Annotated in this window: 19 protein-coding genes; 8 read left to right on the forward strand and 11 right to left on the reverse strand. The window is 50.2% G+C overall.

Features of this window, described 5'->3' with window-relative positions; genetic code table 11:
- Positions 1–28: 28 nt before the first annotated feature.
- From K2G41_RS06965 to K2G41_RS06995, 7 genes are all read right to left on the reverse strand, one after another.
- Positions 29–1,732 carry a sodium:solute symporter gene (locus tag K2G41_RS06965; protein ID WP_300116740.1) on the reverse strand — a complete coding sequence of 568 codons (1,704 nt, stop codon included), beginning with the start codon at positions 1,730–1,732 and terminating at the stop codon, positions 29–31.
- 69 nt (positions 1,733–1,801) lie between these two features.
- Positions 1,802–2,914, reverse strand: coding sequence for an aldose epimerase family protein (locus tag K2G41_RS06970; RefSeq protein WP_300116896.1), 1,113 nt, complete (start codon positions 2,912–2,914; stop codon positions 1,802–1,804).
- Positions 2,915–3,219: 305 nt separating this feature from the next.
- The gene (locus K2G41_RS06975) at positions 3,220–4,842 is read right to left on the reverse strand and encodes an Rne/Rng family ribonuclease (RefSeq protein WP_300116742.1); all 1,623 of its coding nucleotides are present in this window, start codon (positions 4,840–4,842) and stop codon (positions 3,220–3,222) included.
- Positions 4,843–5,195: 353 nt separating this feature from the next.
- Positions 5,196–5,477 carry an HU family DNA-binding protein gene (locus tag K2G41_RS06980; RefSeq protein ID WP_107032403.1) on the reverse strand — a complete coding sequence of 94 codons (282 nt, stop codon included), beginning with the start codon at positions 5,475–5,477 and terminating at the stop codon, positions 5,196–5,198.
- Positions 5,478–5,652: 175 nt separating this feature from the next.
- The gene (locus K2G41_RS06985; protein WP_300116744.1) at positions 5,653–6,372 is read right to left on the reverse strand and encodes a YjjG family noncanonical pyrimidine nucleotidase; all 720 of its coding nucleotides are present in this window, start codon (positions 6,370–6,372) and stop codon (positions 5,653–5,655) included.
- A 62-nt stretch (positions 6,373–6,434) separates the two neighbouring features.
- Positions 6,435–7,121 carry a queuosine precursor transporter gene (locus K2G41_RS06990; RefSeq protein ID WP_300116746.1) on the reverse strand — a complete coding sequence of 229 codons (687 nt, stop codon included), beginning with the start codon at positions 7,119–7,121 and terminating at the stop codon, positions 6,435–6,437.
- Positions 7,118–7,603, reverse strand: coding sequence for an HAD family hydrolase (locus tag K2G41_RS06995; RefSeq protein WP_300116748.1), 486 nt, complete (start codon positions 7,601–7,603; stop codon positions 7,118–7,120). The genes K2G41_RS06990 and K2G41_RS06995 overlap by 4 nt, the downstream gene beginning before the upstream one ends.
- A 202-nt stretch (positions 7,604–7,805) precedes the next feature.
- Between K2G41_RS06995 and guaA the strand changes: the two genes are divergently transcribed.
- Positions 7,806–9,329, forward strand: coding sequence for a glutamine-hydrolyzing GMP synthase (guaA, locus tag K2G41_RS07000; RefSeq protein ID WP_300116750.1), 1,524 nt, complete (start codon positions 7,806–7,808; stop codon positions 9,327–9,329).
- Between the two features lie 572 nt (positions 9,330–9,901).
- Positions 9,902–10,405: an RNA polymerase sigma factor gene (locus K2G41_RS07005; protein WP_300116752.1), complete on the forward strand. Its 504-nt coding sequence runs from the start codon at positions 9,902–9,904 to the stop codon at positions 10,403–10,405.
- 605 nt (positions 10,406–11,010) lie between these two features.
- On the opposite strand, the gene K2G41_RS07010 is transcribed toward K2G41_RS07005, so the two are convergent.
- Together K2G41_RS07010 and K2G41_RS07015 are read right to left on the reverse strand one after the other, a co-directional pair.
- Positions 11,011–12,762, reverse strand: a complete 1,752-nt coding sequence (locus K2G41_RS07010; RefSeq protein WP_300116754.1) for a phospho-sugar mutase — start codon at positions 12,760–12,762, stop codon at positions 11,011–11,013.
- A 381-nt stretch (positions 12,763–13,143) separates the two neighbouring features.
- On the reverse strand, positions 13,144–14,178 hold the full coding sequence (locus K2G41_RS07015; protein ID WP_300116756.1) for a TlpA disulfide reductase family protein: 1,035 nt from the start codon (positions 14,176–14,178) through the stop codon (positions 13,144–13,146).
- 272 nt (positions 14,179–14,450) lie between these two features.
- Between K2G41_RS07015 and K2G41_RS07020 the strand changes: the two genes are divergently transcribed.
- The 3 genes from K2G41_RS07020 to K2G41_RS07030 all read left to right on the forward strand — a co-directional run bounded on the left by K2G41_RS07020 (position 14,451) and on the right by K2G41_RS07030 (position 17,532).
- Positions 14,451–14,711, forward strand: coding sequence for a DUF4492 domain-containing protein (locus K2G41_RS07020; protein WP_300116758.1), 261 nt, complete (start codon positions 14,451–14,453; stop codon positions 14,709–14,711).
- Positions 14,712–14,782: 71 nt separating this feature from the next.
- Positions 14,783–16,348 carry a cytochrome ubiquinol oxidase subunit I gene (locus K2G41_RS07025; RefSeq protein WP_300116760.1) on the forward strand — a complete coding sequence of 522 codons (1,566 nt, stop codon included), beginning with the start codon at positions 14,783–14,785 and terminating at the stop codon, positions 16,346–16,348.
- A gap of 59 nt (positions 16,349–16,407) precedes the next feature.
- A complete protein-coding gene (locus K2G41_RS07030) occupies positions 16,408–17,532 on the forward strand; it encodes a cytochrome d ubiquinol oxidase subunit II (RefSeq protein WP_300116762.1) in 1,125 nt (374 codons plus the stop codon).
- A 137-nt stretch (positions 17,533–17,669) separates the two neighbouring features.
- Here K2G41_RS07030 and K2G41_RS07035 read toward each other — a convergent pair whose 3' ends face one another.
- A complete protein-coding gene (locus K2G41_RS07035) occupies positions 17,670–18,968 on the reverse strand; it encodes a M18 family aminopeptidase (protein ID WP_300116763.1) in 1,299 nt (432 codons plus the stop codon).
- A gap of 223 nt (positions 18,969–19,191) precedes the next feature.
- The gene (locus K2G41_RS07040) at positions 19,192–20,025 is read right to left on the reverse strand and encodes a DUF3298 and DUF4163 domain-containing protein (RefSeq protein WP_300116765.1); all 834 of its coding nucleotides are present in this window, start codon (positions 20,023–20,025) and stop codon (positions 19,192–19,194) included.
- Between the two features lie 319 nt (positions 20,026–20,344).
- Here K2G41_RS07040 and K2G41_RS07045 point away from each other — a divergent pair, with 319 nt between their 5' ends.
- The 3 genes from K2G41_RS07045 to K2G41_RS07055 all read left to right on the forward strand — a co-directional run.
- Entirely contained in the window at positions 20,345–20,584 is a 240-nt protein-coding gene (locus tag K2G41_RS07045; protein ID WP_123614068.1) for an acyl carrier protein, read from the forward strand.
- A gap of 213 nt (positions 20,585–20,797) precedes the next feature.
- Entirely contained in the window at positions 20,798–22,066 is a 1,269-nt protein-coding gene (fabF, locus tag K2G41_RS07050; RefSeq protein ID WP_300116768.1) for a beta-ketoacyl-ACP synthase II, read from the forward strand.
- A gap of 523 nt (positions 22,067–22,589) precedes the next feature.
- Positions 22,590–23,578, forward strand: a 989-nt coding sequence (locus K2G41_RS07055; protein WP_300116770.1) for a hypothetical protein, incomplete at its 3' end; no start/stop codon positions are given.

Here is a 23,578-nt window from a genome sequence, read left to right on the forward strand (position 1 = left end):
CAAGGAAATTCCGCCGTGTAAGGGGTAATTACCAGAAATATATGTAGAAGGCTACTGTGATGCCGAGGATGATGATAGAGTTGATCACATCCCAAGCATTCCAGCTCGCACGGGTTGCCGCACGCTGTTCGGCAGTCGAAGTTCCGAACACCAGACCCTGAATCTTCGAGGGATCGGGTGCGGGGGTGCAGAGCGATACGATGACACCCACTGCGAGACAGAACACGAGCATCCAGCCGCAGAAGAAGAGCCAGTTGCAGTCATAGAACAGATACTGGAACCAAGAGCCTTCGCTGCCGGGAATGATATCGGCATTGCTGTAATATACCTTTGCACCGAGACGGGTGAGGCCGATGATGAGACCTGAGAGGAGTGCCCACATGCCACCGAGAGCCGATGCGCGCTTCCAGAGGATACCGATGAGGAAGGCGGCTGCGATACCGGGGGCGAGGACTGACTGCACATCCTGCAGATAGAGATAGAGGACATCACCTACCGAACGCATGACGGGAATCCAGAGGATACCGAGGATCACGATGACCACGGTAGCAGCCTGACCGATGCGCACGAGTTTCTTCGGGTCGGTGTTGGGACGGAAACGCTGATAGAAATCAATGGTAAAGAGGGCGGCAGAAGAGTTGAAGAGTGATGCGAGGGATGACATAAGGGCTGCGAGGATACCGCAGACGATAAGACCCTTGACACCGGCCGGGAGGAGTTTAGCCACGAGGGTGGGGAAGGCTGCGTCAGAGTTGACGTTGCCGTTGGCCAGCATGGGGAGGAAGCCTTCACCGCCACCTGCGATCTGCTGCTGATGGATGGCAAACGCGATCATGCCGGGGATAAGGAAGAGGAACACGGGGAGGAGCTTGAGATAAGCACCGAAGATGGTGCCTCGGCGTGCTTCTTTCTCGTCCTTACCGGAGAGGACGCGCTGCACGATGAACTGGTCGGTACACCAGTACCAGAAACCGATGACGGCTGAACCGATGAGTGCGCCGAGCCAAGGATACTGGGCATCGTTGTTGCTACGGATGAGGTTTACCATGGAATCGCCATGCTCGTTGACCTTGACGCTTGAGCAGATGCGCATCATTTCGTCCCAACCACCGAGCTCTTTAAGACCGAGCACGAGGATGATGAGCGAACCGAGGAGCAGGATGGGGGTCTGGAGCACAGATGTGTAGAGTACGGATTTCATACCGCCGAACACGGTGTAGAGTGCGGTGATGAGCACGAGGCCGATAGCGGCGATCCAGAAGAAGTCGATGCCCCAGAGTTCCTCGATACCGAACACCTGCTGGAACACGAGACCGCCGGCATAGACAGTCACGGCTACTTTGGTGAGCACGTAGCTGATGAGTGAGATGGTGGCGAGGATCGTGCGCGACTGAGGATTGAAGCGACGTTCAAGGAACTCAGGCATGGTATAGACCATAGAGCGGGTGTAGAAGGGTACGAATACCCAGCCGAGGAGAAGGATCATCCAGCCTTGGATTTCCCAGTGGGCCATCGCCATGCCTGACGATGCACCTGAACCTGCGAGGCCGATGAGGTGCTCAGAACCGATATTTGAAGCGAAAATCGAGGCACCGATCGCAATCCATGTCGCGTCTTTGCCTCCGAGGAAGTAGTCAGCGGCATTGTTCTGCTTCTGTCGCATCACCCATACGATTACTCCGATGAGTGCGAGAGCGAAAATACCGATGACAATCCAGTCAAGTAATGCCATAGTGTTTTGTTGTGTTATTTTGTGAATTTAAAGTTGAAGATTCTCGGTGTGTTTGATTTGGATGACAGGTCAGTTTTTGTCCGTAGAGAATGCGAAGACAGTGTGGCTCTTGTAAGTGTCGCCGGGGCGGAGGACTGTCGAGGGCCATTCTGGTTTGTTGGGGCTGTCGGGGTAGTGCTGAGTCTCAAGGCAGATAGCGGCACGCTGGTTGTAGATTTTGCCTTTCTTACCGGTTACAGTACCGTCGAGGAAGTTGCCTGAATAAACCTGTATGCCCGGCTCGTCGGTATAGACATCGAGTACGATTCCGGTCGAGGGTGACTGGAGGGTAGCTGCGGGAACGGTGATGTCGCCCTTAGTGTCGAGCACCCAGTTGTGGTCATAGCCGTTACCGTTGCGGATCTGCTCGAAATCTGTCTCGTTGATGCGTTCGCCGATCACGCGGAGTGTGGTGAAGTCCATCGGTGTACCGCTGACGGGGAGGATCTCGCCGGTGGTCATGAAGGTTGAATCGACCGGAGTGTAAGTGGCTGCGTTGACGAGGAGCTGATTGTCAGTGATAGGCTGTGAGGGATCGCCGTTGAGGTTGAAATAGGCGTGGTTGGTCATATTGATGACCGTGGGCTTGTCAGTAACGGCCTCATAGGCGATGTCGAGACGGTTGTCGGAAGTGAGGGTATAGGTGACTTTGGCTGTCACATTTCCGGGGAAGTTGTTGTCGCCGTCGGGTGACTGGATGGTGAGAACCACGGTCGAATCGTTGGGCTGTTCGCCGTCATAGACCTGATACTGCCATCCGGTAGGCCCACCGTGGAGGCAGTGTCCGAAGTTATTTGTTGGAAGCTGGATGGTGTCACCGTCAATGACGAAGCGGCCTTGGTTGATGCGGTTGGCATAGCGTCCGATGGCTGCGCTGAAGTCTGTCTGGTTGTTTTCAGGAAAGTAAGCGGCTATACTGTCAAAGCCGAGGACGACATCCTGAAGCTTTCCGTCACGGTCAGGGACCATGAGGGATACGATGCGGCCACCGAAGTTGGTGATGCAAGCTTCCATGCCGTTAGCGTTTTCGAGAGTGTAAAGTGTGGTCGGTTTGCCGTTATATTCGCCGACGAAGTTTGCAGGATCAATTCCTGATTTTGTGAGGGTCGGAGATGAGCTATGGCTGCATGCACATAAGATCATGGCGACTCCTCCGGCGAGGAAAGCTGCATTGGGTAAGATCCGTTTGGTGATCATGGTTAGTTATTGGTTAAGTTGAAGTTGTTTTTTTGTCTTAGTCTGTCAGAGGTAGGTTGTGTGGTTTGCCTGAAGAATTGACGAAATCAGAATAAGTGTAAAAACTACACTTATTTGTAATTGCAAAAATACAATCAATTGACAATGTGGCAAAATAAATATCTATGTTGTATAACATAAAAACCTCCGCTACCATATCAAAAAGTAGCGGAGGCCGATGTTTTCAGATGATTTTTAGCGTTGACAGGATGCTAATCTTCTTTGGTTCGGTTCTTTGTTTTGGATTTTGATTTTGTTGCGGAGGAATCCATGTCCTTCTCTTCCTGAAGGTCGATTTCGTTATGCTCACGATCGACGACCTTATACTGAAGGTAAGCAAGTGACTCGTCGGGGACGATGCGGAAGTTGAAGCCAAATTCAAGCTGCCAGCGACGGTAGAGCGACGGAAATCCTTTTTTGAGATAGGCAGACACGAAAGGATGAACGTAAAGGATGAAATTCTTGACTTTCAGCGTATTCACAAGATAGTCAAGTTTTTCGTGCAGAGTGTCGGGCAGAAGGAGCGACGGACGTACCTTGCCTTTGCCGTGACATGAGGGACATTCTTCCGTCGTGTCGATGTCAAGTGCCGGGCGGACGCGCTGACGCGTGATCTGCATGAGTCCGAACTTGCTGAGCGGGAGGATGTTGTGACGCGCACGGTCATTTGCCATCACTTCGCGCATGTGTTCGAAGAGCTTCTGACGATGTTCAGCCTTATTCATGTCGATAAAGTCGATGACGATGATGCCACCCATGTCGCGCAGGCGCAACTGCCGGGCTATCTCGTCGGCAGCACGGAGGTTGACCTCAAGCGCGTTGCTTTCCTGATCCGGAGCGGCTTTCGAACGGTTGCCGGAATTGACATCGATGACATGGAGGGCTTCAGTATGTTCGATGATTACATAGGCACCCGATTTGAACGACACCGTCTTTCCGAACGATGACTTGATCTGGCGGGTGATGTTGAAGTGGTCAAATATGGGCACGTTGTCCTCGTAGAGCTTGACGATATCCTTGCTCTCCGGGGCTATCAGGCTTACATATTTTGAGATCTGGCTGAAGATTTCCTTGTCATTGACATGGATGCTCTCGAAATTGGGACTGAAGACATCGCGCAGCATCCCGACTATGCGGCTTTCTTCCTCGAAAATGAGGGCCGGCGCAGTGGCTGAGCGGGCTTTTGCGACTGTCTCTTCCCAGCAGTGGAGGAGGGTCTTGAGCTCATGATGGAGCTCGCGGACACTCTTGCCTTCGGCTGAGGTGCGGATGATTACTCCGAAGTTCTTCGGTTTGATGCTCTCGATGAGCTGTCGCAGGCGGAGTTTTTCCTCCGTAGTCTTGATTTTCTGCGAGATGGAGATTTTGTCACCGAAAGGTATCAGCACCATGTAGCGTCCAGTGAAGGTGATTTCTGTGGTCAGTCGCGGGCCTTTTGACGATATGGGCTCCTTGACGATCTGTACCATCAGCTCCTGACCCGGTTCAAGCACATTGGTGATCGAGCCATGCTTGTCGATGTCGGGGAGACGTTTGATTTTAGGGACAGAAATGTCGGATTTCTTTTCGATGACGGCGGCTTTGAGGAAAGCCGAGTAAGTAGAGAACTGTGAACCGAGATCCAAATAGTGAAGAAAAGCGTCCTTCTCGTAGCCTACGTTGACGAAGGCGGCGTTGAGGCCGGGCATCAGTTTTTTGACCTTTGCCAAGTAAATGTCACCGACCGCGTAGGCGATGTTGCGCGACTCCTTCTGAAGGGAGACGAGGCGCGAGTCCTCAAGCAGGGCTATGGACACCTCGCCGGGCTGTACATCTACAATTAGTTCACTTTTCATTAGTCGGTTGATGGATCTTTGAAAGATTCTTGGTGGAGGGATTGTTGGGGGGACGAGGAGGCAGAGGGAGTGACGGACAGTGAAGTCCGTGAGGGCTGCGGTGACAAACAACGCAAAGAACAAACCTTTATGGAGCTTTCATGTGGTGCGCCGTTAAAGAGTTTGTTCTTTGTGTTATTTACGCATCTACGCAAGAAGCTGCCGGAAACCGGCATTGATTATTTCTTCTTGTGACGGTTTTTGCGAAGGCGTTTTTTACGCTTGTGTGTGGCCATCTTGTGGCCCTTTCTTTTCTTTCCGCTGGGCATAGTAGGAAGGGTTTATATTATTGTTTGACAATAGTTAGTTCTAAATTATTTGAGGTCCTTCACTTCTTCCATGAACACCTTTGCAGGCTTGAAAGCGGGGATGCGGTGTTCGGGGATGATGATGGTGGTGTTCTTAGAGATGTTGCGTGCTGTTTTTTCAGAACGAACCTTAGTGATGAAGCTACCGAAGCCACGGAGATAGACGTTCTCGCCGTGAGAGAGTGACTCTTTCACTGTTTCCATGAACTTTTCGATAGTTTCGAGTACGTTAGCCTTGTCGATGCCGGTTGATTTCGAAATCTCGTTGACAATGTCAGCTTTAGTCATTACAATATTAATTTATAATTGGTTAATATCTTTGATGTTGCATCCTGAGGGGACGCAATTTTTTTGCAAGTGCAAATATCGGAACTTTTTTTGAATTTTCAGCTATGTTTGGCTTAAAAAATTACTTAAAATTCACTTTTTCACCACGTTAGCGGTAACAATAGGCTAAAGATACCTAAAACAAGTCGTTTAGCAGGGAGAGACGTGGGGTAGTGAGAGTGCCGTCAGGACCTTCGGAGAGCCCGTCGGCAGCCGGGTCGAGGAGTATGGCGCGCCATCCTGAGGCCACAGCTCCGGCGATGTCGGTGGCGGGATTATCTCCGATCATGGTGTGGCGGGATGGATCGGTGATCCCGGCCCGTCCCATGGCATGGGAGTAGAGGCGCGGGTCGGGTTTGTTGACGCCGATATCGTCGCTGAGCACCATGAGATCTACCATGCGGTCAAGGCCGGTGTTGACGAGTTTGCGATGCTGGACATCCTTGAAACCATTGCTGAGCACACCTATATTATAATTACGTGCGCGCAGGTGCGCGAGAAGGTCGGTCGCTCCATCGACCATGCGGGTCTGCTCGGCCAGTCGCGTCAGATAGAGAGGGTCGAGGCGGCGCGAGAAGTCTTCAAGCTCACTTTCTGATCCTTTCCAGTGCGGCCGGAGCGGAGTGGCGAAACGGTCGAGGCGCAGAAAGTCCTGCGTTATCTCCGCACGGCTGTAGGCATCCCACAGGTGTTTGTTGTGAGTCTCATAGACCTTTGTCCACTCTTCGGGGGAAGGGTAGAAACGGTCGAGTCCACACTCGTCATAGATGATTGCGAGCGCGAGATGCGAATTGGCATGAAAGTCGATGAGAGTGTCGTCGAGGTCAAACCATATCCAGTCATTAGTCTGTGCCATAGCCGTGAGTGAATGGAGATTTTTCAGGGGTGGTGATCAGTGTGCGATTCGATGGCCGATGTTCAGATTTCGGTTATGCGCCACCATTTGTAGGACATTCCGGGAGCGTCGGTCACATCGCCTCCCTCGTGGTCACGCAGGAATTTTACAGCCCTGAGTGTGACAGGGAGGATCAGTATCTCATACGCAGTCTTTAGAATGGTCTGGGTGATGATGAGCAGCCCGATCTCCCTCCACGCGAGAATGCCGCCGAAGGCTATCGGGAAGAAGATTACTGAATCGACTCCTTCGCCCCAAAGCGAGGAGACTATGGCGCGCAGTGAGAAGCGGCGACCGCCTGACGCGACTTTCATCCGCGACATCACGTAGGCGTTGACCATCGATCCGCACAGGAAGGCGATGAAGCTTGCAGCGAATATGCGTGGTACTGCTCCGAAGATTGTGGTCATGGCTTCCTGTCCTGTCCATGACTCTGATCCGGGAAGCCAGATGCCCAGCTGAAGCAGGAGGGAGACGAGGAGGTTCATGCCGAAGCCGAGCCAGATGACAAGGCGTGCTTTATTGAAGCCATAGACTTCGACGATGCAGTCATTGAGGATGTAGGAGATGGGAAACACGATCACGCCTGCCGTGATGGTGAGCGGGCCGAGATCGACCGTCTTGATCTCCATGAGGTTGCTCACGATGAGGCAGACACAGAATGTCACCGCAAGGAGCATGAATGTTACTGATATCTTGACTTTGCTCATGGTTGTTGCTTTTGGTTGAGGATAAGTTCTGCAAATTCGCGGACGCATCCTTCGCCACCCTTCAGGTTCATGACACGGATACCGGGGAGAGCTTTGACCGCGCTCACGGCATCGGCTGGACAGGCGCGGTGACCCGCTGCCCGGAGGATTTCGATGCAGTTGACATCGTCACCGATATAGGCCACATCTTCGAGGCCGATCTCCATTTCCGCACAGATTTCGGTACAGGCTGCAAGCTTGCCACCGTCGCGCTTGCCCTGAACGAGGAAATCCACACCGAGTTTAGCGGCACGGCGGCTCACTATGGCAGTGGTCTCGCTGGTGATTATACCCACCTTTATGCCTGCTTTCTGCAGAAGTTGCAGTCCCATGCCATCGCGGGCGTTGAATTTTTTCATCACGTCGCCATCGGCACTGTAGTACATACCTCCGTCCGTGAGGGTGCCATCGACATCGGTGAGGAAAAGGCGTATATTTTTCATTGCTCGGATACGTGTGATTGTCTTGGAAGCCCGGACGGACTCCGGTGCTGACGGCCTGAAATGAACTGGCGGTCGCGTCCTTGGTTTTAGGGTGCAAAATTACTCAAAAAAATTCGATTGCGATTCTAAAAATCGGTTAATTCTGCGTAACTTTGCAGTCAGAATAAATCATTATCAATTAATATACCTCTTCCCACACATTATGCAGGAAAAGATTATTATTCTCGATTTCGGATCGCAGACCACACAGCTGATCGGCCGTCGTGTCCGCGAGCTCGGAGAGTATTGCGAGATTTTGCCTTACAACAAGTTTCCTTATGATGATCCTTCGGTCATCGGTGTGATCCTGTCGGGTTCACCCTTCTCGGTCTATGACGAGAAGGCTTTCAAGACCGAACTTGACCGTCTGCGTGGTCATCTGCCAGTGCTCGGTATCTGCTACGGCGCACAGTTCATAGCCTACACTTCAGGCGGAAGCGTAGAGCCCGCACCGTCACGCGAATATGGCCGTGCGCACCTGACAAAGATTGATACCTCAAGCCCGCTTTTCAAGAATATCCCTGTCGGTTCGCAGGTGTGGATGAGCCACGGCGACACCATCACCTCTATCCCCGACGGTTTCAAGACCATCGCTTCGACCGACAAGGTTGCTATCGCTGCCTACCATGTGGAAGGCGAGCAGACTTGGGGTGTGCAGTTCCATCCGGAAGTGTATCATTCGGAACATGGCACGCAGCTCCTGCGCAACTTCGTCGTTGACATCTGCGGCGGCAAGCAGGACTGGACAGCCGAATCGTTTATCGAGAGCACCGTCAAGCAGCTTCGTGAGCAGCTCGGCGACGACAAGGTGGTGCTTGGCTTGAGCGGCGGTGTCGATTCGTCGGTGGCTGCCGTGCTTCTCAACCGTGCCATCGGCAAGAATCTTACATGTATCTTCGTCGATCATGGTATGCTCCGCAAGAATGAGTTCCGCAACGTGCTCAACGATTACGAATGTCTCGGACTCAACGTGGTCGGTGTGGATGCTTCAGATAAATTCTTCAGCGAACTCGCAGGTGTGACTGAGCCGGAGCGTAAGCGTAAGATTATCGGCAAGGGTTTCATCGATGTTTTTGATGAGGAGGCTCATAAGATCAAGGATGTGAAATGGCTTGCACAAGGCACCATCTATCCTGACTGCATCGAGAGTCTTTCAATCACCGGCACAACAATAAAGAGCCACCACAACGTCGGTGGTCTTCCCGAAAAGATGAACCTTAAACTCTGCGAGCCCCTCCGTCTCCTTTTCAAGGACGAGGTACGTGCCGTAGGTCGTCAGCTCGGTATGCCCGAACACCTCATCAAGCGTCATCCCTTCCCCGGACCGGGTCTTGCAGTCCGTATCCTCGGTGATATCACACCTGAGAAGGTACGCATACTTCAGGATGCCGATGATATCTTCATCCAAGGTCTCCGCGATTGGGATCTCTACGACAAGGTATGGCAGGCAGGTGCTATCCTGCTTCCCGTGCAGAGCGTAGGCGTGATGGGTGATGAGCGTACTTACGAGCGTGCCATCGCACTCCGTGCTGTAACCTCCACCGATGCCATGACCGCCGACTGGGCTCATCTGCCTTACGACTTCATGGCTAAGGTCAGCAACGATATCATCAACAAAGTGCGTGGCGTGAACCGCGTATGCTATGACATCTCCTCAAAACCACCGGCCACAATTGAGTGGGAATAGTGACCCTTTGTACCTAATATTATATACTAATATTATATAGAGGTAATGTGGAGAATATGCATATATAAGTATATATGATATGTCATATAAACAGTCAGCCCCGGTCCTGATAAAAGGATCGGGGCTGACTGCTGTTTTAACGGATTTGTAACATTTGTTTATGTGGTTGCAGGATGATTGTAAACATGCCTGTAACATTTGTAACATTTGTGTAAGGAATGTTTAGTTAAAATGGGGGAAATCGCCAACTGAGGGTGCCAGAAAGCCGTTTTTTGTCATAAAAATAATTCATGGCGAAGAGAATTTAAACAGATTTGTAACGGGAATATTGTAATAGTCGTTACATTGTAACATTTTTGTAATTATTGTAATAGTGCGTAACAATCTAAAAATCAATATATTATAAAGATTGTAACAAGATTGCCATGAAATTAACATATTTTTACAAAAGATTTGTCTCCGCCAACGATTTTGGTTGTAATTTTGAAGTGTCAAACAAAAATAATAACTCATCACAGTCGATCTTACGAGAGACTAAAAATAATAAGTTCAACACATAAAAATATACAATTATGGGAACTCAGGAATTTCAGAACAAGCTTATGAGCCTTCAGGGCAACCTCCTCAACTTCGCGTTCATGCTCACTTCAAACCGCGATAACGCTTACGATCTTCTTCAGGATACTACCCTGAAAGCCCTCGATAACGAAAGCAAGTATGTTGACAACACCAACTTCAAGGGTTGGGTTTTCACCATCATGCGCAACATCTTCATCAACAACTATCGTCGCGTTGCCCGCTCGGCTACCGTCATCGATCAGACCGAGGATCTCTATCACCTCAACCTCTCACAGGACTCAGGTCTTGAGACTCCCGAAGGTTCTTTCGGCGCAAACGAGATCTCTGCTGCAATCGACGAATTCCCCGATGAATACCGCATTCCCTTCTCAATGCACGTTGCCGGTTACAAGTACAACGAAATCGCTGAGAAGATGAATCTTCCCCTCGGTACTGTAAAGAGCCGCATCTTCTTCGCCCGCAAGAAACTTCAGGTGCGCTTTGCCGACTACCGCTAATTTAAAAGACATAATACAAAGGAAAGACACACGATCCCATATAAGCTTGAAACGGAAATTTCTTCCCCTTGATTATAGATCTTCAAAGTTTCCACGGGTATCGTTCTAATGGTAAAAAAAAGATTGATTTTTTAGGTATAAGTTTTCATTCAAGGTATTGATTCTAAGATAAGAAAGAGATATAAGATTTTTCATGTTAAGGTATTGATCTATCTCTATAAAAGGCACACATAACTCATAAAAACCGCCAGCGATGTGATTTCGCCGGCGGTTTTTCTTATTGCAAAAATGGCTATCAATCTGATATATGGGACAATCTTAAAACATCAAATCATAATTGAACACCGTTTTTGTAGGGACGCGGCGTGCCGCGTATGCCGGATAGAATACATTGGCCTGAAATATAGGCTACAACTATTTTATTCGGCATACGCGGCACGCCGCGTCCCTACAATAGATTCTGTTATCAAAGGATTATATGGGTAGAAATAGTTTGGAGTATGTGATACAAAATCAGGGATCACGGAGGCTGTCCGTGATCCCTGCGGGTATAGAGCTATATGTGTATGCTTTAGCGTGTTTGTCGCGATTAAGATTCAGTGATCTTATGCGATACCGAGATCCTTCTTGAGGGCTTCGATTTTCTCTTCGGCGAGTTTGCCGCACTTATCGTAGTCCTCGACCTTTTCCATGGGCACTTTCACTTCCATGTAGAACTTGATCTTGGGCTCTGTGCCTGAAGGACGTACAGAAACTTTCGAACCGTCGGCTGTGAAGTACTGGAGCACGTTTGAGGTGCAGGGGAAGTCAAGCTTCTCGACAGTATTGGTGTCAGTGTGGGTGAGGTTGAGCGAAGCGTAGTCCTTGATGACGGTCACGGGGCTGCCTGCGAGTGACTTGGGAGGATTCTCGCGGAACTGCTTCATAAGTGCCTGAATTTCTTCTGCACCGGTCTTGCCGGGACGAACAACAGATACGCCTACCTCGTGGCTGAAACCATATTTGAGATAGATGTCGGCGAGCATTGCTTGGAAGTCCATGCCCTTATCCTTGGCCCATGCGCAAGCTTCGGCGAGGAGTGAGCAGGCAGAGACAGCATCCTTGTCGCGTACGAAAGTCTCGGCGAGGAAGCCGTAGCTTTCTTCGCCACCACCGAGGTAGCGGAGCACGTCCTCATTGTCGCGCATCACGGCTGCGATCCATTTGAAACCGGTGTAGCAGTCATAGAGACGCACGTTCATAGCGTCGCAGATAGCCTTGATGGTCTCGGTGGTCACGATGGTCTTTACGGCAAACTCGTTGCCCTTGAGCAGACCGAGTTCCTTGTTACGGGTGATGATGTAGTTGAGGAGGATCATCACGATCTGGTTACCGTTGAGAAGCACGTATTCACCGTTATTGTCTCGGATCACACAGCCTACGCGGTCAGCGTCGGGGTCAGATGCCATTACGATGTCAGCATTGACTTCCTTGGCCTTGGCGATGGCCATAGCCATTGCGGAGGGTACTTCGGGGTTGGGTGACTCTACAGTGGGGAAATCGCCGCTGGGGACATCCTGCTCAGGAACATGGATGATGTTGGCGAAACCGAAGTTCTTGAGTGATTCCGGAATCAGTTCGACGCCTGTGCCGTGGATAGGAGTATAGACGATCTTCAGATCCTTGTTGCGCTCGATGGCTTCGGGGCTGAGCGAGAGACCCTTGATCTTTTCGAGATATACTTTATCGACGTCTGCACCGATGATCTGGATCTTTGACTTGTCACCCTCGAATTTGATATCCTTCACGCTCTTGATGCGGTTGACATGGTCGATGATGTTGACATCGTGGGGAGCGATGATCTGTGCGCCGTCCTCCCAGTATGCCTTGTAGCCGTTATAGATCTTGGGGTTGTGAGATGCAGTAATGTTCACACCGCTCTGGCAACCGAAGTGGCGGATGGCGAATGAGAGTTCGGGAGTGGGGCGGAAGCTGTCGAAAAGATAGACCTTGATACCGTTGGCCGAGAAGATGTCGGCAACGATCTCGGCAAATTTGCGCGAATTGTTGCGCACGTCATGACCGACGGCCACACTGATTTCGGGGAGATCCTTGAACGCTTCCTTGAGGTAGTTGGCGAGACCCTGAGTAGCTGCGCCGACTGTGTAGATGTTCATGCGGTTTGAACCTGCTCCCATGATGCCGCGCAGGCCACCTGTTCCGAATTCGAGATCCTTGTAGAAACTTTCGATAAGTTCGGTCTTGTCATCAGCGTCGAGCATACGCTTGACTTCAACACGTGTTTCTTCGTCATAACCGTCGCCGAGCCATACCTGAGCTTTCTCGGTGACTTCTTTCAATAACTGTTCGTTTTCCATATATTTTAGGGGGTTAATATATTTTAGAGGTAGGTGATTTCAGTTTTTCAATGGCCGACAGGATGATGTCGGAAATTTGGTGGCGGACTGCCGATATTTGACTTAGAGAATAGATATCGGAGCAGTTCAAGATTTTAGAATTGTGATTAAGGCAAATTTACAGCCTTTTGTGGGAAATAACAAAGAAATCGAAAGAAAAATGTTAAATCCGAGCCTAAATTTGGTTAATTCAGAATATGCTTTCCGAAGGATGGCTCATCTATGGTAAATCACGGTATAAAAATCGAGCGCGTTTCCGCAAGCAGTCCGTGTGGACACAAGGCGGAAACGCGCTGAGATCGTTGTGATTAATGGAGGAATCTTCTGTGGAAGAAATAGGGTTTACTTCGCATCAGCCATAGCTTTGCTGACATCGGCGCGAAGTTCATCGCTCTGCTTACCACGGCTGAGGATGGTACCGTCAGGACCGAAGAGGATGATGCAGGGGATACCCTTGATGCCGTAGAGATCGGTGGGGATGCTCTGAGCATTGATGACGTTCATCCAAGGAAGCTCATGAGCCTCGATGCCTTTGAGGGTGTCCTCAGGTTTGTCCCATACGGCCACGCCGATCACTTCGAGACCCTTGGGGCCGTACTCCTTGTAGAGATCCTTGATGACGGCAGTCTGGCGGATGCAGGGACCACACCAGCTTGCCCAGAAGTCAACGAGGACATATTTGCCCTTGCCTACATAGTCGCTGAGACGGAAGGTGGAATCATTGTAGGTCACTTCGAAATCCTTGAACATCTTTCCTTCAGATGTCTCGTCGAGGTTCACGAGTGACTGACGGAGCTTCTGCACGCGGTTGTATTCACCGAGTGAGGGATGAGCAGCAAGTACGGAATCAAGTTCGGTAAGGGTGTAGGAGCTGCCGGGGCCTGAGAGGAATACAGCATAACCGAGGGGATTGTCGATGTTTTCCTCCATGAGTTTGTTTTCGGCATTGGTTATGCGTTCGTTATATTCAGGATAACGTGCTTCCTGAAGAGAATCGGGGAGTGCGCGGAATTCCTTGATGGTAGCCATGTAGCTCTCCATGAATTCGCTGTTCTTGGCGTTGAGTTCACCACCGATTACAGAACCGTCGGTATTGACAGTGATTGAATCACCTTCGAGAATGAGTCGGCCTGCGCCACGTCCGTCAACGGAGATGGTCACATAGCGGGGTGCGGTGAGTTCGCCTTGGAACACTGCGATACCGTCAGTGATGACTGCGCTGTCGATCTTATCCTCGGTGTCGAAATCTACAATGTATGCCGTCTGATCGTTGAGTTGAGGATCGGCATTAAAGGTCACGACGTAGTTTTGCTTAGGAGTTTGAGAACATGCAGCGAGCAGGAGAAGTCCGGCCGCGTAGAACAATGATTGTTTCATCGATGTTGAGAAATTTGTGATAATGATGATTGATAAATTTACCCTTAACTATTGTCATGCTGTTGGTACTCAACAGTTAAGGATAATTATAATAGTTTTAAGAGCTGATTTAGATATGCAAAGATAGCATTTTATCCTCACACCTTAAAATTATCATAAGTGTTAAAGAACACCATAATTTTTTAATGAGCGAGAAAAAATAATGCTTATATTTGCCGACTACACCGGCTTGCGCTGCCCTGAATGGGTGATCACGGCCCGAAATAGATACAATGAATAAAACGAGTGGAAAATACATTTCAGCATTCCAGAGAGCCTTTCCGGCATGGCCCGGCAAGGTGGTGAGGTTCTATGTCGATGGTTTCCGTTCCATGACAGTCGGGAGGAAACTGTGGATACTGATACTGATCAAACTTTTCGTGTTGTTTTTCGTGTTCAAGCTCTTTTTCTTTCCGGATCTTCTCAGCCGTGACTATGACACGGACAGCGAACGGGCGGAAGCGGTCAGGTCTTCGATGCTCAACCGTCGGTGAACCTTTGACTGATTATAACTGATTAATATATATAATAACATAAATTATTCACGCTTTTACTTATTATATTTATGGATGACTTGATGACTGTAGTCGATTGGTCGCGTTGGCAGTTTGCCCTAACCGCCATGTATCACTGGCTCTTCGTACCCCTGACGCTCGGACTGAGCGTGATCGTCGGGATTATGGAGACAATCTATTACCGTACACGCAGCGAGAAGTGGCTTCGCACCACTAAATTCTGGATGACACTGTTCGGAATCAATTTCGCTATGGGTGTGGCCACAGGTATTATTCTTGAATTTGAGTTCGGCACCAACTGGTCAAACTATAGTTGGTTTGTCGGCGACATCTTCGGTGCACCGCTTGCCATCGAGGGTCTGCTTGCCTTCTTCATGGAGGCAACGTTCATAGCCGTCATGTTCTTCGGTTGGAAAAAGGTCAGTCCCGGTTTCCACCTCGCTTCCACATGGCTGACTGCCATAGGCGCATCGATTTCAGCCCTTTGGATCCTCATAGCCAACGCATGGATGCAGTATCCTGTCGGCATGGAGTTTGATCCCGGTCAGATGCGTAATATCATGGACAATTTCTGGGACGTAGTGCTCTCGCCGGTTGCTGTCAACAAGTTCTTCCACGCCGTGTTTGACGGTTGGGTTGTCGGTGCGGTGTTTGTCTGCGGAGTCAGCGCATGGTATCTTCTCAAAGACCGCCGCAGGGAGTTTGCGATGGACTCCATCCGTATAGCCGGATGGTTCGGTCTCGTCGGCATATTGCTGACTTTATGGACCGGTGACGGCTCGGCCGTTCAGGTGGCAAAGGTGCAGCCAATGAAACTCGCTGCAATGGAAGGTCTCTATAACGGTAAGGTCGGTCAGGAACTTATAGGAGTGGCCCTGCTCAATCCTTCAAAGGAACGCACGGATGATTCCGATCCTTATCTGTTTGATATTTCCATACCTTACGGGCTGTCGGTGCTCGCCAATCATGATCCGAACACCTTCGTCCCCGGCATCAACGACCTGATCGACGGTATCCGTCTGACTCCGGAGGGCGACACCATCCGTACAGATTCCTACGCCGAGCGTATAGCCATCGGCAAGCGTGCCCACGAGGCTCTGCGCGATTTTGACGCGGCTATGGCCAATGGCGACGAGGCTGCTATGGCTGCCGCACGCTCACGCCTGAAGGATGATTACCGTTACTTCGGCTACGGCTATCTCAACAGTCCCGATGAGGCTGTGCCTCCTGTGGCGGTTACGTTCTATTCGTTCCGTATCATGGTCATGGCAGGCGGTTATCTGCTGATCTTCTTTATCGTGGCTGTCTGCACTATGGGCGGACGCCGTTCGCGCCTGTGGCAGCAACGCTGGTGGCAGTGGGTGGCCATGCTTACCATCCCTGTCGTATGGATCTGTTCCGAGGCGGGTTGGGTTACTGCCGAGGTTGGCCGCCAGCCGTGGATTATCGAAAACCTCATGCCTGCGAAGGCCGCTATCTCGGCCATCTCTGCATCGACCGTGCAGCTGACATTCTGGATGTTTGCTGCTGTGTTCACCGCCCTTCTTGTGGCTGAAATCACCATCATGATCAACCAGATCCGCAATGGTGGTTCGGACGAGAAGCAGGATTATTGATCATCGTAACTTATATTCGTGATACACATTAAATAATATACCTATAACAAGACTATTTTATGGAACTTGAATCCTTACAGATATATTGGTGGCTCCTGATCTCTGTGCTTGGTGCCATACTTGTTTTCCTCCTGTTCGTGCAGGGTGGCCAGACATTCCTTTTAGGTGTCAGCGACAATTCGGAGGCATCCCGCCGCATGATAAGTTCTTTCGGTCATAAATGGGAGTTGTCGTTCACGACTCTTGTCGTTTTCGGCGGTGCGTTTTTCGCCTCATTCCCCTTGTTCTATTCAACCAGTTTCGGCGGAGCTTACTGGCTGTGGATGCTTATACTCATCAGTTTCGTCCTTCAGGCTGTTAGCTATGAATTTCGTTCAAAGAAGGGAAATGTATTCGGTACACGCACTTACGATACATTCCTTTTCATCAACGGAAGCGTGGGATGTGTGCTGCTCGGAGTTGCCGTTGCCATGTTCTTCTTCGGTGCGGAGTTCACGGTTGCCAAAGGCAATCTTCTCGATGCATCCGCTCCGGTGATCTCGACGTGGGCACCGTCACATGGCTTTGAGGCGATTTTCTATTGGAAAAACCTTGTGCTCGGTTTTGCCGTGCTCTTCCTCGCGCGTACACAGGCTGCGCTCTACCTTATGAACAATAATCCGCAGAGCGATAAATTTTTCTGGACCAATCGCCGCAGGGTGCTTTTCAATGCAGTGCTCTTCCTCGTGTTCTTCCTCCTTTTCGTCGGGCTTCTCCTTACTGCTGAGGGTCTTGAGACCGCCTACGACGGAAGTATCGACGGACGTGCGAGCCAGTTCACAGTGCGCGAGTTCAAATACTTCTTCAACTTCCTTGATATGCCGTGGGCTTTGGTCGCTTTCCTGATCGGTGTGGTGATGGTTCTCTATGCTATTATCCGCTCGGCTTTCGCTGATCACTGGACCTGCGGTATATGGTGGAGCGGAATCGGCACGGTGCTCGTGGTGCTCTCACTTTTCTGGATCGCCGGTTACAACAACACACCTTACTATCCGTCGCTCACCGACCCGTCATCGTCGCTGACCATTTTCAACAGCTCGTCGAGCCTTTTCACGCTTACCTGCATGAGCTGGGTATCGGTAATCATTCCATTCGTCCTTGCCTACATCGCGTATGCATGGTATTCGATGGATAAGAAACATTGATTTGTTAGTTCATGAAAATAATAATTCATGAAATTGTAGGGTCGCATTTTAATGCGACAGCACAGGTTTAATAGATTTAGGCGGGTCAAAAGAAATTTTGACCCGCCTAAATTTATCGCTTGTTCGATTACGATCCTTTAGAGATCGAAGAATGTCTTGAAGGCGCGTATGGTGTAGGCGTGATCCTTGGTGGCCATTGTTTCGCGGACGGAATGCATGCCCCAGATGGCTTCGCCCATATCGACTCCGCGCAGGTCGATCTGCGAGGTGAGGATGTTGCCGAGTGTGGAACCGCCTGCCACATCGCTGTGGTTCACGAAGTACTGGCAGGGAACGCCGGCTTTCTCGCAGATGCTCTTGAAAATGGCGGCTGATTCGGCATCGGTCATGTATTTACAGTTGGCATTGATCTTTATGGCTGGGCCTCCGCCTACGACGGGATGGTTTGTCGGGTCATACTTCTCGGCATAGTTTGGATGGAAGGCATGTGCATTGTCGGCCGATACCATGAACGAAGCGTCGATACTACGCAGATAATCCTCCTCGTTTCCACCGAGACAGCCGACTATACGGCGCAGCAGCTGCATCAGCACCGGCGAGGCTGCACCCTGCTTTGTGCCTGAGCCGGTCTCCTCATTGTCGAAGATGGCCATGACGCGAGTCTGGGTCGTGGATGAGGTTTCGAGCAGTGCGGTCATTGCGCCGTGAACCATGCTGAGGTCATCGAGGCGTCCGGAGGTAAGGAATTCCTCGTTTAGACCGACGAGACAGGCTGGAGTGGTGTCATAGAGCGAGAGGTCAAAGTCGAGGATGTCCTCGATGCGGCACGACAGAGCATCGGCGATAGTGCGCAGGAGCAGATTGTCCTTCTCGGCGGCTTCCTTCACGATGGCTATCACCGGGAGCATATCTTTCTGTTTGGAGAGGGGATTGCCCTCGTTGACTGCGCGGTTGAAATGGATGGCGAGATGAGGGATGGTGAGCAGCGGACGGTCAAATTTGACAATCTCCGTGCGGGGACGGAGGGGATCGTCGCCACGGAGCACTACGCGTCCGGCAAGCGAGAGGGGACGGTCGAACCATGTGTAGAGGATCGGGCCGCCATAGACCTCGACGTTGAGTTTGACAACTCCACCGTCACTGATCATCTCGGCGTTTGGTTTGACGCGCATACAGGGTGAGTCGGAGTGGGCGGATATGATGCGGAATCCCGATGCAGGGCCTTCGGTCGATGTGACGAAAGCGAAGATCGCGCTTGAATTTTTGGTGATATAGTACTTGCCTCCCGGTTGGAGAGTCCATGCGTCGCGCGGATCCAGACGTGTGAAACCGGCTGCATCGAGCTGAGTGCTGACGGTTTTAACCGCCAAAAAATTGACCGGACTTTTGTCGAGAAACTCCATTAGGGAGCGGGCTGTGATCTTTACATCTTCCATAATATATTTTGTGGGCTTATGTTTTTGGTATCGGATTTCGCGGATGGTCGTGTCAGAATGTATAGATTCCGTGTTGTAGGGCCGATTTTACCACAGCATCACCGAGCTGATCCTGACACAGCATCATCCGCAAAGATAGTAAAAAAATATCACGGCACATCCGTCGCCGTGATATTTTTAATGATTTCGTATTTATGGTGTTTAATACGATACTGTCGTTGAATTAGAATTCCTGATCGAAAAGTTTGCGGACTTCCGGTTTGAGGAAATGGTCGATGGAGTAGGGGTGGACCGCCACGTCAATGTTGCCGAGGGCGTAAGGGCCGATCTCGTATGGGTCATAGTGGAAATAGAGTGTGTTGTTGACTATGTAGGGACGGCCGGGATAGGTGAACTGACTGACGAAAATTCCGGTGCGATCGAGCGAACGGACCGGGACTGACAACTGACGCGCAAGTGCTTCCTTGATCACAGGCATGATCGAGTCGTTGGTCACACCGGGGAGATATATATTGTCATTGGTCAGAACTACACCTTCATTCAGATTATAGGTGAAGGGGCGTGTGGCAGTCATCGGGTGGGCTCCACCGAGGAAGCTTGAAGCAATCACCTGATAGGTGACAAGATCTTCAGTAAGATCGGTGATGTCGGCGGTGACGCTATAGAAATAGGTCATTGAGTCGGCCGGAAGTGAATCGACAGGCTCGACGGAAGTTGCTCCATCCACTATGGAGGTGTTTGCGATAAAGTTTTTCAGGACTTCACGGATTCCGTCCGATGTACGGTCACGGAACGCTATACGTTTAATCGAGTCCTGAAGGACCGAAAGGTTCGCCGATCCCATTTTTTCAGGCCACTGTATAGAGGTCATGAGTTCGAGATAGACAGTCCCGTAGTCGGTCTCGACTTTATAATCTTTCTGCCCTGACATGAGTTTCTGACAGATTTCAAACTCGTCGATTCCATCAATGCTTTCGGGAGAAGATGATCTCTGTCCGCATGACGCAGCGAGAAGTGCAACGAGTGGCAGACCAAGGAGATAATATTTAGATTTCATAATGATTCAGCTGATGTGTTTTGATTTGAAAATATCTTATGCAAAATTGGGTAAAAAAATTCAAATATAAGAGGGAAAAATCATCAACGTAACAGGTTTGTAACAATCGAAATTCATTTTTTATCGGTGAAACAGGACATTCAGATGGTATAAAAGGCTAAAAATGCGCCAAAAAACAGCCCAATTAACATAATTATGCGTTTGGATGGTTGAAAGTTGTCAAAAAAATACTTAACTTTGCACCGCAAATGTGAAATTATTCATCGTTTGCCCCTAAAAACGAAAATTAATCATTAAAAACTTACAATCAACTAAAGCTATGTCTGAAATTGCATCTCGAGTTAAAGCTATCATCGTTGATAAGCTCGGTGTTGACGAAAACGAAGTAACCGAAACCGCAGAATTCACTAAGGATCTTGGCGCTGACAGCCTCGACACCGTTGAACTCATCATGGAATTTGAGAAGGAATTTGGCATCACCATCCCCGATGATCAGGCTGAAAAGATCAGCACTGTACAGAACGCTATCGAGTACATCGAGGCTAACACTCAGAAGTAAAACCGGTCCTGCAGTCGGCACGACTGCGCTTTGACCGCGCCACAAAAGGCTCCCCACGCCAGTGAAAAACAGCAGCGCGGTGGAGCCTTCTTCTCGCTTTAGGCCCATGCTCTTACGTCGGGGCCTTACGGGTAAGATCCCTCCGATGAATGTCAAAGGACTTTCCCGCTTCTTTTCATTATTTTCCTTTCAAGAATCTACTATTAATTGCCAATGGAATTAAAAAGAGTAGTGGTGACCGGCCTCGGTGCCATCACCCCCATAGGCAACGATGTTGAGACCACATGGCTCAACGCCGTAGCCGGCAAGAGCGGTGCCGCTCCCATCACCCATTTCGACGCCTCTAAATTCAAGACTCAGTTTGCCTGCGAAGTCAAGGGTTACAATGCCAATGACCACTTTGACCGCAAGAAACTCCGTCAGCTCGACCTCTATGCCCAGTATGGTATCGTCGCAGCCCGTCAGGCTGTTGCCGATTCAGGTCTTGAAGAAGCTCCCAACCTCGACCGTAACCGCGTAGGCGTGATCGTCGCCGCAGGTATCGGTGGTCTCCACACTTTCGAGGAAGAGGCCGGCTACTATGCTGTCAACGGCGCTGAGCAGGGTCCCAAATACAATCCCTTCTTCATCCCCAAGATGATCGCCGACATCGCTTCGGGTCACATCTCAATGGAATACAACTTCCACGGTCCTAACTTCGGTGTGGTTTCGGCATGTGCTTCGTCCAACAACGCCATCATCGATGCCTTCAACCTCATCCGTCTCGGAAAGGCCGACGCTATCGTGACCGGTGGTGCAGAAGCCGCAATCTATCCTGCAGGTGTGGGCGGTTTCAACTCGATGCACGCGCTTTCAACCCGCAACGATTCGCCTGAGACTGCATCGCGTCCGTTCAGCAAGTCACGCGACGGTTTCGTGATGGGCGAGGGTTCAGTTGTCCTCATCCTTGAGGAACTCGAACACGCCAAAGCCCGCGGCGCGAAGATCTATGCTGAGGTTGCCGGCGGCGGCATGAGTGCTGACGCTTATCACCTCACAGCCACTCACCCCGACGGCCTCGGTGCGAAGCTCGCCATGAGCAATGCTCTTGAGGATGCAGGCATGACTCCTGCCGACATTGACTATATCAACGTACACGGTACATCGACCCCCGTTGGTGATATCTCTGAGGTCAAGGCTATCGTAGAGCTCTTCGGTGATCAGGCTCATAAGCTCAATATCAGCTCCACCAAGTCGATGACCGGTCACCTTCTCGGTGCTACCGGCGCGCTCGAAGCCATGTTCTCTGTCCTCGCCTGCAAGAACGACGTCGTTCCCCCGACCATCAACCACGAGGAAGGCGACGAGGATGAGAATATCGACTACACCCTCAACTTCACATTCAACAAGGCCGAGAACCGTCCTGTCCGTGCCGCACTCTCGAATTCATTCGGATTCGGCGGTCATAACGCGACTGTAATCGTCAAGAAGTACGAGGAATAATCTCTTTGCGGCCGGGTCTGCGATCCGGTGGAAGGAGAACAAATCCCCCTTGGATTTCTCAATAAAAAAGCCATAGCCAGCAGAGGTGTATATGACCGAAAGTCATGTGCACCTCTGATTTTTTTGACTGGTGGCCATCAGTGGTCCGATACAATTACTACCCCTTTTCAGGCGCTTTGGGAAAGGAGGGTTTTGTGTCGGATCGAGCATTTTCAGGCAAGAAAATATCTATTATTCAGGCTGTCAAGGGAAGAATGGAAGTGAAATCTGATATTGTAGGATCATGACCTGCTTGGATCTTGGCTTTAGGCTGTGGATCTTAGTAAATTAAGATTGAACGATATTTGCCTTATTGTAGATTCAACTTGGGAATGGCGGCCGAAAGGCTAATTCTTGAATTGTTAAAAATGATTAATGGGTTGCGGGGCTATTGGCATATATTTATATTTGTCAAGCATTTACCAATCTAAAACCATTAAATTTTATGAAGTTTTCTACATTAAGTATGGCCGTTTGTGCGTTGATGACAACCTTCTCTGTCAGTGCCGCCGGCTCTGTGAACATTCCGACCAATGCGGAGAATCCTTTTGATCTTAAAGCCGCAACCATTGAAAACAACAGCTCATTCTCACCCAACGTCAAGGACAACGGTGATTTCAGCAACCTCGATTACTTCGGCGAAGGCGATGTGGCTGTGTTTGCAATCAACAACACTCTTACTGCTTCTTACACCATCACATTCGAGACCGCTACACCGCAGGAACTCAGCAATGCTGATTTCGAGATCCTCAATGCTGACGGTACTTCCATCTACAAGCAGAATGCCCTCATCGAAAAGACAGGTGAGTCAGGCGGTGACTGGGGTAACTATGTCGTTAACTCCACTCTTCCCGCCACTCCCGTGATGGAAAAGGGTCAATACACCCTCAAGATCACAATGCATCAGGGTATTACGTGGGAGACTTACACTGCCAATATCCGCAACATCGCCTTCACTGCCAATGAATCAACCGGTGCTGACGCTATCGATATCCCCACTGCATCGTTTGATCTCAGCAAGGTGAAGATCGAAAATAACAGCTCATTCTCACCCAACGTCAAGGACAACGGGGATTTCAGTAACCTCGATTACTTCGGCGAAGGTGATGTGGCTGTGTTTGCACTCAACAATACTCTCAACAGCGCGTATGCGATCACATTCGAGACTGCTACTCCGCAGGAGATGAGCAATGCTGACTTCGAGATCCTCAATGCAGCAGGTGCTTCCATCTACAAGCAGAACGCCATCATCGAAAAGACAGGTGAGTCAGGCGGTGACTGGGGCAATTATGTTGTCAACTCAACTCTTCCCGCTACTCCCGTGATGGAGAAGGGTCAATATACCCTCCGTATCACAATGCATCAGGGCATTCTCTGGGATACATTCACTGCCAACATCCGCAACATCGCCTTCACAGCCGTTGATGGCGGATCAGAGGGTAGCGATCAGGCAGGTGAGCTTGAGGAGCAATC

Source organism: Duncaniella sp. (genome assembly GCF_029056165.1).
Classification (GTDB): domain Bacteria; phylum Bacteroidota; class Bacteroidia; order Bacteroidales; family Muribaculaceae; genus Duncaniella.

Excerpts from the sequence above, each read along its gene's own strand:
- K2G41_RS06965 (WP_300116740.1), bottom strand. The coding sequence starts at position 1,732 with ATGGCATTACTTGACTGGATTGTCATCGGTATTTTCGCTCTCGCACTC.
- K2G41_RS06970 (WP_300116896.1), bottom strand. The coding sequence starts at position 2,914 with ATGATCTTATGTGCATGCAGCCATAGCTCATCTCCGACCCTCACAAAA.
- K2G41_RS06975 (WP_300116742.1), bottom strand. The coding sequence starts at position 4,842 with ATGAAAAGTGAACTAATTGTAGATGTACAGCCCGGCGAGGTGTCCATA.
- K2G41_RS06980 (WP_107032403.1), bottom strand. The coding sequence starts at position 5,477 with ATGACTAAAGCTGACATTGTCAACGAGATTTCGAAATCAACCGGCATC.
- K2G41_RS06985 (WP_300116744.1), bottom strand. The coding sequence starts at position 6,372 with ATGGCACAGACTAATGACTGGATATGGTTTGACCTCGACGACACTCTC.
- K2G41_RS06990 (WP_300116746.1), bottom strand. The coding sequence starts at position 7,121 with ATGAGCAAAGTCAAGATATCAGTAACATTCATGCTCCTTGCGGTGACA.
- K2G41_RS06995 (WP_300116748.1), bottom strand. The coding sequence starts at position 7,603 with ATGAAAAATATACGCCTTTTCCTCACCGATGTCGATGGCACCCTCACG.
- guaA (WP_300116750.1), top strand. The coding sequence starts at position 7,806 with ATGCAGGAAAAGATTATTATTCTCGATTTCGGATCGCAGACCACACAG.
- K2G41_RS07005 (WP_300116752.1), top strand. The coding sequence starts at position 9,902 with ATGGGAACTCAGGAATTTCAGAACAAGCTTATGAGCCTTCAGGGCAAC.
- K2G41_RS07010 (WP_300116754.1), bottom strand. The coding sequence starts at position 12,762 with ATGGAAAACGAACAGTTATTGAAAGAAGTCACCGAGAAAGCTCAGGTA.
- K2G41_RS07015 (WP_300116756.1), bottom strand. The coding sequence starts at position 14,178 with ATGAAACAATCATTGTTCTACGCGGCCGGACTTCTCCTGCTCGCTGCA.
- K2G41_RS07020 (WP_300116758.1), top strand. The coding sequence starts at position 14,451 with ATGAATAAAACGAGTGGAAAATACATTTCAGCATTCCAGAGAGCCTTT.
- K2G41_RS07025 (WP_300116760.1), top strand. The coding sequence starts at position 14,783 with ATGGATGACTTGATGACTGTAGTCGATTGGTCGCGTTGGCAGTTTGCC.
- K2G41_RS07030 (WP_300116762.1), top strand. The coding sequence starts at position 16,408 with ATGGAACTTGAATCCTTACAGATATATTGGTGGCTCCTGATCTCTGTG.
- K2G41_RS07035 (WP_300116763.1), bottom strand. The coding sequence starts at position 18,968 with ATGGAAGATGTAAAGATCACAGCCCGCTCCCTAATGGAGTTTCTCGAC.
- K2G41_RS07040 (WP_300116765.1), bottom strand. The coding sequence starts at position 20,025 with ATGAAATCTAAATATTATCTCCTTGGTCTGCCACTCGTTGCACTTCTC.
- K2G41_RS07045 (WP_123614068.1), top strand. The coding sequence starts at position 20,345 with ATGTCTGAAATTGCATCTCGAGTTAAAGCTATCATCGTTGATAAGCTC.
- fabF (WP_300116768.1), top strand. The coding sequence starts at position 20,798 with ATGGAATTAAAAAGAGTAGTGGTGACCGGCCTCGGTGCCATCACCCCC.